The following is a 12,302-nucleotide window of genomic DNA, read 5'->3' on the forward strand; positions in this document are numbered from 1 at the left end:
GATGGCCCTCAGTCTTTCGGCTGAGGGCAATGCTTTTCCTTCCAGTCCGACACCGCCTGAATTCGCCGTTTCGTGAGTTCTTCGCGAATTTCCGGCCCTTTGAATCCCGCTTCGACAACGTCCTTCGTGGGCACCGCTTTCGCTACATCCCAGGCTTTGCGTAGTAAACGTCCCTGCGGGTAATCGCACGCTTCAAACCCGGTACGACCGCGCACGTCAGCTTCGCTGGTGAGCGCGATTTGCTCGACGCGCTGGGGTTTGCGCCAGGCGTCGATGTTATCGAAAAGCTTAACGATGGTGGCCGGTTTCAGGATAGGGAAGGTGTGGATCAGATCGTGGAACTCGGCCACCAGTTTCGCCAGATCGCGGATCTCGTTCGGCACGCGCAGACGCTGGCACAGCCCCTCGACCAGCTTCACCCCCGCCGGGCCGTGCCCGTGGTGGCGAGGCCAGAATTCTTTTGGCGTTAAGCCTTTGCCGAGATCGTGGCACAGGGTGGAAAAGCGCACGTCCACGTCAGGGCTGAGCATGGCGGCCATGCTCAGGGTCATCAGCGTGTGCACGCCGGTATCAATTTCCGGGTGCCATTTTGCCGGGGCAGGTACGCCAAACAGCGCGTCTATTTCCGGGAACAGCACCTTCAGCGCGCCGCAGTCGCGCAGGACCTGGAAAAAGACCTGCGGGTTGCGCGTGGTGAGGGCATTTTCCGTCTCTTTCCAGACGCGCTCTGGCGTCAGGTGTTCAAGCTCGCCCGCCTCGGTCATGGCGGTCATCAGCGCCATTGTCTCATCGGCAATACGGAAGCTGAGATGGGCGTAACGCGCGGCAAAGCGCGCCACGCGGAGCACGCGGAGCGGATCTTCAGAAAACGCCGGGGAGACGTGACGTAAAAGGCGGTTGCGCAGATCGTCCTGACCGCCATAGGCGTCAACGATCTGCCCGTCCTCGTCCTGCGCCAGCGCGTTGATGGTGAGATCGCGGCGCAGGAGATCTTGCTCCAGCGTGACGTCCGGCGCGGCATAGCAGGTGAAGCCCGTATAGCCCGAGCCAGATTTCCGCTCGGTACGCGCCAGGGCATACTCTTCACGGCTTTTCGGGTGCAGGAACACGGGAAAATCGCGGCCTACCTGCTGGTAGCCCGCGTCGAGCATCTCTTCAGGGGTAGCGCCAACCACCACCCAGTCTTTATCTTTGACCGGCAGACCTAACAACGCATCACGTACCGCACCACCGACCAGATAACTCTTCACGCCCAACTCTCCCGTTTTCTCTTTTCCAGAATGATACGTAAGTCTGGCAGAGAAGACGAATTAGTTCATCCAGCGGTCTTTACGCTTGCGGCTTGGGATCAGATGCGGCAGCACCAGACCCAACACCAGACCCACGCCCAGCACGCCGCCGCCATACATAAACCACTGCATGATGATGGTGCGCTGTTTGTCGTCGAGCTGCAGATTAGCGGCATTCACTTTCTTCTGCGCGACAATCAGCTCGTTTTTCAGTTTCTGGTTCTCTTCTTTCAGACCGTTAATCACCCCGTCGCTTTGCGCCACTTTCTGCTGCATTTCAGCGGTGCGCTGGTTCCAGGTGCCGTCGATGTTGTTCAGCTTATCGGTCAGGGTCTTCACCTGGTTTTCCAGATCGGGAACGCGCGTGCGCAGGCTTGGCACGGTGCTCAGCTCTTTCAGCGGGATCCAGGACGTACGGCCGGTACTGTCGCGAACCTGACCGTAATTGGTGTCCGCGTTGGTCTGTAACAGGGTGACTTCCTCGCCGGCATTCACCGTGCCCACGAGGCGATAATTATCTCCAGGGCCACTGCGTACCCAGGTGTTCAGTTCGTCAGAAACGTAACGCTTCTCTTCAGCGTGCACTGCGTTTGCGGCGCTAAAAGCGAGTAAAGTAAGTCCAATCAGGCGTAATTTAAGCATCATTAGTCGTTATTTTCATAAATAGTGGAACGATAGTAGTGGCAACAGTGTCTCTACGCAAAGCATTCGTCAGCAATCAGAATCATCTGTGTCACGACTCTACAGATTTACACCCGACAAATTGCTCATTGCATGGCAATTTGGCGCAAAATACTATGTACTGACAAACAAATGGCGAGGAAGTTCGCCCTCATTGACGCGTCTGTGACGCACGCAAAAGTACAAGGCTATGGCACAAGAAATCGAATTAAAGTTTATCGTCGAAAAAGACAGCGTTGACGCACTCCGCCAGCATCTGCATACGCTTTCCGGCGAACACCATGCACCGGTACAACTGCTTAATATCTATTACGAAACGCCAGACAACTGGCTGCGTCGCCACGATATGGGGCTGCGCATCCGCGGCGCGAGCGGGCGCTACGAGATGACGATGAAAATTGCCGGCCGCGTGGTCGGCGGTTTACATCAGCGCCCGGAATACAATATCGACATCAGCAAGCCGGAACTTGAACTGGAACGTTTCCCGACGGAAGTCTGGCCGGATGGCGAGCTGCCTTCCACGCTGGCGGAACAGGTGCAGCCGCTGTTCAGCACTGATTTCTGGCGCGAAAAATGGCTGGTGACGGAAGGCAAAAGCCGCATCGAAATCGCCCTCGATCTTGGCGACGTGAAGGCGGGTGAGTCCCAGGAGCCGATTTGTGAACTCGAGCTTGAGCTGCTGGAAGGGGACGCGAATGACGTGCTGAAGCTGGCGCGCAGGCTGGTGAACCAGTCCGGACTGCGTCAGGGAAGCCTGAGTAAAGCCGCTCGGGGTTACCATCTGGCCGCCGGAAATGCGCCGCGCGTGCTGAAAGAGACGACCATCCTGCACGTTGCGCCGAAAGCCAGCGTTGAACAGGGCCTGGAAGCCGCGCTGGAGCTGGCGCTTTCTCAGTGGCAGTACCATGAAGAGCTGTGGGTGCGAAATGTGAAAAACGCGAAATCCCACGTGCTGGCGGCGATTGCCCTGGTGCGCCATACCCTGACGCTGTTCGGCGGTATTGTTCCTCGCAAAGCGAGCACTCACTTACGTGATCTGCTGACGCAAACCGAAACGCTGATGCTCTCCGACGTATCGGCGCAAACGGCGATCTACAGCCCGCAAGCCGCTTCGGCAAAACTGGCGCTGACCGAGTTTCTGGTGACGCGCGGCTGGCGCGCCTTCCTGGATGCGAAAGCGGAGACCAAAATCGCGGAAAACTTTAAGCGTTTCGCGGATATTCATCTTTCCCGTCATGCCGCCGAGCTGAAGAGCACCTTTGCGTATCCGCTCGGCGACCAGTATGGCGATCAGCTTCCCCGTCTGTCGCGCAACATCGACAGCATGCTGCTGCTTTCCGGCGCTTATGACGGCGTTAAAACCCAGGCCTGGCTGGAAAACTGGCAGGGGCTGAAGCATGCCATTGAAACCCGACAGCATATTGAGATTGAGCATTTCCGTAACGAGGCCATTTCGCAGGAGCCGTTCTGGCTGCACAGCGGAAAACGTTAACTCTGGCAAGGAACCCCTATAATGCCGCTTACTTCACCGTTACAGCAGCAGTGGCAGACCGTTTGCGAACGTCTGCCTGAGTCATTACCGGCGTCATCGTTAAGCGAGCAGGCGAAGAGCGTGCTCGCCTTCAGTGATTTTGTGCAGGAAAGCATCACCGCCAACCCGGACTGGCTGGCAGAGCTTGAGAACGCGCCGCCGCAGGCGGACGAGTGGCGGCAGTATGCCGGCTGGCTGCAAACCGCACTTGAAGACGTTGCGGATGAAGCCACGCTGATGCGCGTCCTGCGCCAGTTCCGCCGTCGGGTGATGGTGCGCATTGCCTGGGCTCAGGCGCTGGAGCTGGTGAGCGAAGAGAGTACGCTGCAGCAGTTAAGCGAGCTGGCGCAAACGCTGATTGTCGCCGCGCGCGACTGGCTCTACGCCGCCTGCTGTAAAGAGTGGGGCACGCCGTGCAGCGAGGAAGGGGTTCCTCAGCCGCTGTTGATTCTGGGGATGGGCAAGCTGGGCGGCTGCGAGCTGAACTTCTCCTCCGACATCGACCTGATTTTTGCCTGGCCCGAGAACGGCTCCACGCGCGGCGGCCGTCGCGAGCTGGACAACGCCCAGTTCTTTACCCGCCTCGGTCAGCGTCTGATTAAGGCACTGGATCAGCCGACGCAGGACGGTTTTGTTTACCGCGTGGACATGCGCCTGCGCCCGTTTGGCGACAGCGGACCGCTGGTGCTGAGCTTTGCCGCGCTGGAGGATTACTACCAGGAGCAGGGGCGCGACTGGGAGCGCTATGCGATGGTTAAAGCGCGGATTATGGGCGACAGCGACGACGCTTACGCCAACGAGCTGCGCGCCATGCTGCGCCCGTTCGTATTCCGTCGCTATATCGACTTCAGCGTGATCCAGTCCCTGCGTAATATGAAAGGGATGATCGCCCGTGAGGTGCGCCGTCGCGGGCTGAAAGACAACATCAAGCTCGGCGCGGGCGGCATCCGCGAAATCGAATTTATCGTTCAGGTCTTCCAGCTTATTCGCGGTGGCCGTGAGCCGTCCCTGCAGTCCCGCTCGCTGTTACCGACGCTGAGCGCCATCGAGCAGCTGCACCTGCTGCCGGACGGCGACGCGCAAACCCTGCGCGAGGCCTATCTTTTCCTGCGCCGTCTGGAAAACCTGCTGCAAAGCATCAACGACGAACAGACCCAGACCCTGCCGGGCGATGACCTTAACCGGGCGCGCCTGGCCTGGGGCATGCGTGTGGACGACTGGGCGGCGTTAACCGAACGGCTGGATGCCCATATGGCAGGCGTGCGCCGCATCTTTAACGAGCTGATCGGTGATGACGAAAGTGAATCACCGGACGATGCCCTTTCCGAGCACTGGCGCGAGCTGTGGCAGGATGCGCTCCAGGAAGATGACACCACGCCGGTGCTGACGCACTTAACCGACGACGCGCGCCATCGCGTGGTGGCGCTGATCGCTGATTTCCGTCTTGAGCTGAACAAACGCGCCATCGGCCCGCGAGGTCGTCAGGTGCTGGATCACCTGATGCCGCACCTGCTGAGCGAGGTCTGCTCGCGGGCGGACGCGCCGGTGCCGCTGTCGCGCATGATGCCGCTGCTGAGCGGGATCATCACGCGTACCACGTATCTGGAACTCCTGAGCGAGTTTCCGGGGGCACTGAAGCACCTGATTACGCTCTGCGCCGCGTCGCCGATGGTGGCCAACAAGCTGGCGCGTTACCCGCTGCTGCTGGATGAGCTGCTCGACCCGAACACGCTGTATCAGCCAACGGCGACGGATGCCTACCGGGACGAGCTGCGTCAGTATCTGCTGCGCGTGCCGGAAGAGGACGAAGAGCAACAGCTGGAGGCGCTGCGCCAGTTTAAGCAGGCGCAGATGCTGCGCGTGGCGGCGGCTGACATCGCCGGAACGCTGCCGGTGATGAAAGTGAGCGATCACTTAACCTGGCTTGCAGAGGCGATCATCGACGCCGTGGTCCATCAGGCGTGGGTGCAGATGGTGGCGCGCTACGGCCAGCCGAAACACCTGGCCGAACGTGAAGGACGCGGCTTTGCGGTCGTGGGGTACGGCAAGCTTGGCGGCTGGGAGCTGGGCTATAGCTCCGATCTGGATTTAATCTTCCTGCACGACTGCCCGGTTGACGTAATGACCGACGGCGAGCGTGAAATTGACGGGCGCCAGTTCTACCTTCGCCTGGCGCAGCGCATCATGCACCTGTTCAGTACCCGCACCTCGTCGGGCATTCTGTATGAAGTGGATGCCCGTCTGCGTCCGTCCGGCGCGGCGGGCATGCTGGTGACCTCAACGGAATCCTTCGCCGATTACCAGAAGAATGAAGCCTGGACGTGGGAGCATCAGGCGCTGGTGCGCGCTCGCGTGGTGTATGGCGATCCGCAGCTCAAAACGCAGTTTGACGTCATCCGTAAGGAGGTTATGACCACCGTGCGTGATGGCAGCACGCTGCAAACGGAAGTGCGCGAAATGCGCGAGAAAATGCGCGCGCATCTCGGCAATAAACACCGCGATCGCTTTGATATTAAAGCCGACGAGGGCGGGATTACCGATATTGAGTTCATTACCCAGTATCTGGTGCTGCTGCACGCCCACGACAAGCCGAAGCTGACGCGCTGGTCCGATAACGTGCGCATTCTGGAGCTGCTGGCGCAAAATGACATCATGGACGAGCAGGAGGCGCAGGCCTTAACCCGCGCCTACACGACGCTTCGCGATGAGCTTCATCACCTGGCGCTGCAGGAGCAGCCGGGGCACGTGGCGCTGGACTGTTTTGCTCATGAACGTGCTCAGGTAACGGCCAGCTGGCAGAAGTGGCTGGTGGAACCGTGCGTAACAAATCAAGTGTGATATTATCGCGCGCAAATTGTGAATCTTTCTGGAGTCAGGAATGAAAGTAACACTGCCAGAGTTTGAACGTGCTGGGGTAATGGTTGTTGGGGATGTGATGCTGGATCGCTACTGGTATGGGCCTACCAGCCGCATCTCTCCGGAAGCACCGGTACCGGTGGTTAAGGTCGACACCATTGAAGAGCGTCCCGGCGGCGCGGCAAACGTGGCGATGAACATTGCCTCTCTGGGCGCGCAGTCGCGTCTGGTGGGCCTGACCGGCATCGACGATGCGGCGCGCGCGCTGAGCAAGTCGCTGGCGGACGTGAACGTGAAGTGCGACTTCGTTTCTGTTCCGACCCACCCAACGATTACGAAACTGCGCGTGCTGTCGCGCAACCAGCAGCTGATCCGCCTCGACTTTGAAGAAGGGTTCGAAGGCGTTGATCCTGAGCCGCTGCACGAGCGTATCAACCAGGCGCTGGGCAATATTGGCGCGCTGGTGCTGTCCGACTACGCCAAAGGCGCGCTGGCGAGCGTGCAGACGATGATTCAGCTGGCGCGTAAAGCCAGCGTGCCGGTGCTGATCGACCCGAAAGGGACCGATTTTGAGCGCTATCGCGGCGCGACGCTGCTGACGCCAAACCTCTCCGAGTTTGAAGCGGTGGCGGGCAAATGCAAAACCGAGGAAGAGCTGGTTGAGCGCGGCATGAAGATCATTGCTGACTTCGAGCTGTCCGCGCTGCTAGTGACCCGCTCCGAGCAGGGGATGACGCTGCTGCAGCCGGGCAAAGCGCCGCTGCATATGCCAACCCAGGCGCAGGAAGTGTACGACGTGACCGGTGCCGGTGATACGGTGATCGGCGTGCTGGCGGCGACGCTGGCAGCAGGAAACTCGCTGGAAGAGGCGTGCTACTTCGCTAACGCCGCGGCGGGCGTGGTCGTCGGTAAACTCGGTACCTCAACCGTTTCGCCAATCGAGCTGGAAAACGCGGTGCGCGGTCGTGCGGATACCGGTTTTGGCGTCATGACCGAAGACGAGCTGAAGGTGGCCGTCGCCGCCGCGCGCAAGCGTGGTGAAAAAGTGGTGATGACCAACGGCGTGTTCGACATTCTGCACGCGGGCCACGTTTCGTATCTGGCGAACGCGCGCAAGCTGGGCGATCGTCTGATTGTGGCGGTTAACAGCGATGCATCGACGAAACGCCTGAAGGGTGAAACGCGTCCGGTGAACCCGCTCGAGCAGCGCATGATTGTGCTCGGCGCGCTGGAAGCGGTGGACTGGGTGGTGTCGTTTGAAGAAGATACCCCGCAGCGCCTGATTGCCGGTATTCTGCCGGACCTGCTGGTAAAAGGTGGGGATTACAAGCCGGAGCAAATCGCGGGTAGCGAAGAGGTCTGGGCCAACGGCGGCGAGGTGATGGTGCTCAACTTTGAGGACGGGTGCTCAACCACCAACATCATCAAGAAGATCCAGAAAGACAATCAGTAAAAAAAAACGGGCCAGCTGGCCCGTTTTTTTATGTCGGGTGGCGGCTGCGCCTTACCCGACCTACGCGTTCATGTAGGCCCGGTAAGGCGTAGCTGCCACCGGGCACAACAGGCCGCACTTACTCCTGGTCATCCACCGGTGGAATGGCCGGTGCCGGCTTCACTTCTTCCGGCGCATTGCGGTTTTCCAGCTCGCTCAGACGCTGTTCCAGCAGCGCCAGCTTCTCGCGGGTGCGCAGCAGAACCTGGGTCTGCACGTCAAACTCTTCGCGGCTGACTAAATCAAGGCGAACCAACTGCGCCTGCAGCGTCTGGCGGATTTTCTTTTCTACGTCATCACCAAATTCACGAATGCCTTTTGGCATAGATTCATGAACCTGACGCGCGATCTGCTCAATTTTTTTCGGGTCAATCATTGGCGTTTCCCTTGATGGAAAAGTGTTAGTGTCCATTGTAGCGCGTCATGCCCGGGGTAAACAAAATTGTTTGATGCTTATGCATTGCCCAGGATAATCAATAGCGTTATAGTTATCTCGCTTATTCTCAGGGCGGGGCGAAATTCCCCACCGGCGGTAAATCAGCGTGACGCTGAAAGCCCGCGAGCGCTTTGGGTGAAAACTCAAAGGTCAGCAGATCCGGTGTAATTCCGGGGCCGACGGTTAGAGTCCGGATGGGAGAGAGTAACGATCAAGTCGGGCATGGGCCCGCTCACGTTATCTTTTTGCCGCTTATACGGCGCTCCTAAGACTGCCCTGATTCTGGTAACCATAATGTTAATGAGGTTTTTTTACCATGAATCAGACGCTACTTTCCTCTTTTGGCACTTCAACTCAACGTGTTGAACATGCACTGGATGCACTGCGCGAAGGCCGCGGTGTGATGGTGCTTGACGATGAAAACCGTGAAAACGAAGGCGACATGATTTTCGCCGCCGAAAACATGACCGTTGAACAGATGGCGCTGACCATCCGTCACGGCAGCGGCATCGTATGCCTGTGTATTACCGAAGATCGTCGTAAGCAGCTCGATCTGCCGATGATGGTCGAAAACAACACCAGCGCCTTTGGTACCGGTTTTACTGTGACCATTGAAGCGGCGCATGGCGTGACCACAGGTGTGTCTGCGGCTGACCGTCTGACCACCGTACGTGCAGCGATTGCTGATGGTGCGAAGCCATCCGATCTGCACCGTCCAGGCCACATCTTCCCACTGCGTGCGCAGGCGGGCGGCGTGTTGACCCGCGGTGGTCACACCGAAGCGACGATCGACCTGGTGACGCTGGCTGGCTTCAAACCTGCTGGCGTGCTGTGCGAACTGACCAACGATGACGGCACCATGGCGCGCGCGCCGGAATGCATTACCTTTGCCCGCCTGCACAACATGCCGGTGGTCACGATTGAAGATCTGGTTGAGTATCGCCAGGCGCACGAGCGCAAAGCCAGCTGAAAATAAAAACGCCGGGATATCCCGGCGTTTTTTTACCCGATTCCTGCGGTCTGCAGCAGAACCAGACTTAATCCCATCACCGACATTCCGCACAGCACGCCATAGCTGGGGTTGTTGTTAGGATCGATCTCCTTCGCCAGCGGCATCAGTTCATCCACCGAAAGCGCAACCATGATCCCGGCTACCGCGGCCATAATCGCCGCCATCACTACCGGAGAGACCAGACTACCGAGGATCAGCCAGGCCAGTACGCCGCCAAGGATTTCGGCCATCCCGGAAATGCCCGCCCAGAACACCGCGGTGCGTTTCGATCCCGTTGCGGCATACACGGGTCCGGCGACGGCCAGTCCTTCAGGAATATTGTGTAAGGCGACCGCCAGCGCGATGCCAAAGCCCATCTCAAGATTGCTGCTGGCCGTCACGTAGGTAGCGACCCCTTCCGGGAAGTTATGCAGACTGATGCCAAGCGTTAACAGCACGGCGGTACGCTTGATATTGCGCGGCATGGGCGTCACGTTTTTCTGCATTAAATCCTGCGGATGCGCGTGCGGAAGCATCCGATCGAGGGCAAAGTATCCCAGCAGGCCAAAGACAAACATGCCGTAGCCCAGCAGCGGAGACATGCCTTCTGTGCCCAACGCGGCAGGCAGCATCTCCATCAGGGAGATGAGCAGCATGATCCCGGCAGCAAAGCCCAGTGAAAAGGCCAGTACGCGGTTAGAGGGCTTTTGGCCGAGCACGCCGAGGAGCGCACCGATAAAGGTCGCGGCGCCCGCCAGTATGGTCAGGATCAAGGGGACTGACATGCATTGCTCCTTATGATAATCATTCTCATTAATATAAATGATTCATTTCTGGCAAAGCGAGGGTGAAAACCCGGCTTTACACATTCCTTACATTCAAATTTCCTGATGATGATCTTCACGCTTATCTGCGTTCATCTTTGCCGGATTGCGCGTAATGTAGCACCATTAAATTGACACCTTCTGTAAGGATATCACCATGACTTCTTCCCGTATGCCAGCCCTGTTTTTAGGTCACGGTAGCCCTATGAACGTTCTGGAAGACAACGTCTATACCCGCGCCTGGCGTCATCTTGGCGAGACGTTGCCGCGTCCGAAAGCGATCGTGGTGGTGTCTGCACACTGGTTTACCCGTGGGACCGGCGTGACCGCCATGGAAGCGCCAAAAACCATTCATGATTTTGGCGGCTTCCCGCAGGCGCTGTACGACACGCATTATCCGGCCCCCGGCTCGCCTGAGCTGGCGCAAAAGCTGGTAGAGTTGCTGGCACCTGTCCCTGTGACGCTGGATAAAGAAGCCTGGGGCTTTGACCATGGCTCCTGGGGCGTGCTGATTAAAATGTATCCTGACGCGGATATCCCGATGGTGCAGTTGAGCATCGACAGCACTAAACCGGCGGACTGGCATCTGGAGGTGGGGCGCAAGCTGGCAACCCTGCGTGATGAAGGCATTATGCTGGTGGCGAGCGGCAACGTGGTGCATAACCTGCGTACCGCACGCTGGCACGGTGAGAACACGCCGTACCCGTGGGCAACCTCTTTTAACGACTACGTCAAAGCGAACCTGACCTGGCAAGGCCCGGCCGAGGAGCATCCGCTGGTGAACTATCTGGATCATGATGGCGGTTCGCTCTCTAACCCGACGCCGGAACACTTCCTGCCGCTGCTGTACGTGCTTGGCGCGTGGGATGGTCAGGAGCCGGTTACGATCCCGGTCGACGGTATTGAGATGGGGAGTCTGAGTATGCTGTCGGTGCAGATTGGGTAATAAAAGCAAAACGGCAACCTCAGGTTGCCGTTTTTAGTGTTTGCACCCTCTCCCACAAGGAGAGGGGCGAGGGTGAGGGCATCAGGCTGCGGCCTATTCGACAAAAATGTGCGGATAAAAGCGTGACAGATCCTGCGTGATCAGCGCGCGATCTTCGCGAATACCAATCCCGGCCGGTTGATCGTTGATAAGCCAGCTGCCAATCAGCGTATAGCTGTCGCCAAATTTCGGCAGTTGATAGAACTTCTGGACGATCATCCCTTCTTCGCCGTATGGCCCTTCAACCGCTTCCAGCGTCTTGCCGTTTTCGATAATCGAGACGTTTGCGCCTTCGCGGGAGAAGATCGGCTTAACGACGTATTTCTCCATTTGCGGGTAATCATCTTCCGCAAAATACGCTGGCAGCAGGTTCGGGTGGTTCGGGAACATCTCCCAGAGCATCGGCAGCAGGGCTTTGTTAGAGATGATGCTCTTCCAGGCCGGCTCCAGCCAGCGTACGCCAGCATCTTCCAGCTTGGTGGAGAACATCTCGCGCAGCATGTATTCCCACGGGTAGAGCTTGAACAGGTTGCTTATCACCTGGTCCTGCATATCCGTAAACTGACCTTTTTCACCCAGGCCGATATCCTCGATATAGAGGAACTCGGTCGCCACTTCCGCTTCGGCGGCGCAGTCCTGCAGATACTGAACCGTGCCACGGTCTTCTTCCGTGTCGCGGCAGCAGGCGAGATGGAGCAGGTTAAAGCCATGCTGTTCGCGCAGCTCGGCAAAACGCTCAATCAGCTTTTCCTGCAGGCTGTTAAACTGGTCGCTGCCTTCCGGCAGGTTTCCGGCATTGGCCTGGTCTTCCAGCCAGATCCACTGGAAGAACGCCGCTTCATACAGAGAGGTTGGCGTATCGGCGTTGTTTTCCAGCAGCTTCGGTTCACCTTTGCCGTCCCACGCCAGATCCAGGCGAGAGTAAAGCGAAGGTTGATTCGTTCTCCACGACTGGCGCACAAAGCCCCAGGTGTGCTTCGGAATGCGGAACTTTGCCATCAGCTCGTCGCTGTCGATAACCTTTTCCACGACCTTCAGGCACATCTGGTGCAGCTCGGCCGTCACCTCTTCCAGTTTTTCCACCTGAGCCAGCGTGAGCTTGTAATAGGCGTCTTCACACCAGTACGGCTCGCCGTACATGGTGTGGAAGTTAAAACCGTACTCGGTGGCTTTTTCGCGCCAGTCCGGGCGCTCGGTGATACTGACTCGTTCCATGA

Annotated in this window: 10 protein-coding genes and 1 riboswitch; of the genes, 5 read left to right on the plus strand and 5 right to left on the minus strand. The window is 58.3% G+C overall.

From position 1 onward, the window contains the following. Positions 1-8: 8 nt before the first annotated feature. Together UR289_RS09060 and UR289_RS09065 are read right to left on the minus strand one after the other, a co-directional pair. Complete coding sequence (locus UR289_RS09060; RefSeq protein ID WP_023309213.1) at positions 9-1,250, minus strand: multifunctional CCA addition/repair protein; 1,242 nt, start codon at positions 1,248-1,250, stop codon at positions 9-11. 60 nt (positions 1,251-1,310) lie between these two features. Further along, the gene (locus tag UR289_RS09065) at positions 1,311-1,931 is read right to left on the minus strand and encodes a TIGR04211 family SH3 domain-containing protein (protein WP_221702997.1); all 621 of its coding nucleotides are present in this window, start codon (positions 1,929-1,931) and stop codon (positions 1,311-1,313) included. 229 nt (positions 1,932-2,160) lie between these two features. On the opposite strand from UR289_RS09065, the gene UR289_RS09070 reads away from it, so the two are divergent. Genes UR289_RS09070 through hldE form a run of 3 tightly spaced genes read left to right on the plus strand, consistent with a single transcriptional unit; the run spans position 2,161 to position 7,810 of the window. Further along, entirely contained in the window at positions 2,161-3,462 is a 1,302-nt protein-coding gene (locus UR289_RS09070; protein WP_320709798.1) for an inorganic triphosphatase, read from the plus strand. Positions 3,463-3,483: 21 nt separating this feature from the next. Next, positions 3,484-6,339 carry a bifunctional [glutamate--ammonia ligase]-adenylyl-L-tyrosine phosphorylase/[glutamate--ammonia-ligase] adenylyltransferase gene (glnE, locus tag UR289_RS09075; protein ID WP_320709800.1) on the plus strand — a complete coding sequence of 952 codons (2,856 nt, stop codon included), beginning with the start codon at positions 3,484-3,486 and terminating at the stop codon, positions 6,337-6,339. 40 nt (positions 6,340-6,379) lie between these two features. Beyond that, positions 6,380-7,810, plus strand: coding sequence for a bifunctional D-glycero-beta-D-manno-heptose-7-phosphate kinase/D-glycero-beta-D-manno-heptose 1-phosphate adenylyltransferase HldE (hldE, locus tag UR289_RS09080; RefSeq protein WP_320709802.1), 1,431 nt, complete (start codon positions 6,380-6,382; stop codon positions 7,808-7,810). Positions 7,811-7,928: 118 nt separating this feature from the next. Here the strand turns inward: hldE and ubiK are convergent, their stop codons facing one another. Continuing rightward, entirely contained in the window at positions 7,929-8,225 is a 297-nt protein-coding gene (gene ubiK / locus UR289_RS09085) for a ubiquinone biosynthesis accessory factor UbiK (protein ID WP_028014454.1), read from the minus strand. 119 nt (positions 8,226-8,344) lie between these two features. Further along, a riboswitch (FMN riboswitch) is annotated at positions 8,345-8,495 on the plus strand. A 106-nt stretch (positions 8,496-8,601) separates the two neighbouring features. Between ubiK and ribB the strand changes: the two genes are divergently transcribed. Continuing rightward, positions 8,602-9,255 carry a 3,4-dihydroxy-2-butanone-4-phosphate synthase gene (gene ribB, locus UR289_RS09090; RefSeq protein WP_320709803.1) on the plus strand — a complete coding sequence of 218 codons (654 nt, stop codon included), beginning with the start codon at positions 8,602-8,604 and terminating at the stop codon, positions 9,253-9,255. A gap of 32 nt (positions 9,256-9,287) precedes the next feature. Here the strand turns inward: ribB and zupT are convergent, their stop codons facing one another. Beyond that, on the minus strand, positions 9,288-10,061 hold the full coding sequence (gene zupT / locus UR289_RS09095; protein ID WP_033146665.1) for a zinc transporter ZupT: 774 nt from the start codon (positions 10,059-10,061) through the stop codon (positions 9,288-9,290). Between the two features lie 196 nt (positions 10,062-10,257). Between zupT and ygiD the strand changes: the two genes are divergently transcribed. Then, the gene (gene ygiD / locus UR289_RS09100; protein WP_320709804.1) at positions 10,258-11,046 is read left to right on the plus strand and encodes a 4,5-DOPA dioxygenase extradiol; all 789 of its coding nucleotides are present in this window, start codon (positions 10,258-10,260) and stop codon (positions 11,044-11,046) included. A gap of 93 nt (positions 11,047-11,139) precedes the next feature. Here the strand turns inward: ygiD and UR289_RS09105 are convergent, their stop codons facing one another. After that, positions 11,140-12,300, minus strand: a complete 1,161-nt coding sequence (locus UR289_RS09105; RefSeq protein ID WP_320709806.1) for a glutathionylspermidine synthase family protein — start codon at positions 12,298-12,300, stop codon at positions 11,140-11,142. Positions 12,301-12,302 lie beyond the last annotated feature (2 nt).

The sequence above is a fragment of the Enterobacter sp. 302C9 genome (assembly GCF_034106085.1).
GTDB classification, from domain to species: Bacteria; Pseudomonadota; Gammaproteobacteria; order Enterobacterales; family Enterobacteriaceae; genus Enterobacter; species Enterobacter asburiae_B.

What these genes read in the sequence shown, in the direction of transcription:
- UR289_RS09065 (WP_221702997.1), bottom strand. Translation starts at nt 1,931, where the DNA reads ATGCTTAAATTACGCCTGATTGGACTTACTTTACTCGCTTTTAGCGCC.
- UR289_RS09070 (WP_320709798.1), top strand. Translation starts at nt 2,161, where the DNA reads ATGGCACAAGAAATCGAATTAAAGTTTATCGTCGAAAAAGACAGCGTT.
- glnE (WP_320709800.1), top strand. Translation starts at nt 3,484, where the DNA reads ATGCCGCTTACTTCACCGTTACAGCAGCAGTGGCAGACCGTTTGCGAA.
- ygiD (WP_320709804.1), top strand. Translation starts at nt 10,258, where the DNA reads ATGACTTCTTCCCGTATGCCAGCCCTGTTTTTAGGTCACGGTAGCCCT.
- UR289_RS09105 (WP_320709806.1), bottom strand. Translation starts at nt 12,300, where the DNA reads ATGGAACGAGTCAGTATCACCGAGCGCCCGGACTGGCGCGAAAAAGCC.
- hldE (WP_320709802.1), top strand. Translation starts at nt 6,380, where the DNA reads ATGAAAGTAACACTGCCAGAGTTTGAACGTGCTGGGGTAATGGTTGTT.
- ubiK (WP_028014454.1), bottom strand. Translation starts at nt 8,225, where the DNA reads ATGATTGACCCGAAAAAAATTGAGCAGATCGCGCGTCAGGTTCATGAA.
- ribB (WP_320709803.1), top strand. Translation starts at nt 8,602, where the DNA reads ATGAATCAGACGCTACTTTCCTCTTTTGGCACTTCAACTCAACGTGTT.
- zupT (WP_033146665.1), bottom strand. Translation starts at nt 10,061, where the DNA reads ATGTCAGTCCCCTTGATCCTGACCATACTGGCGGGCGCCGCGACCTTT.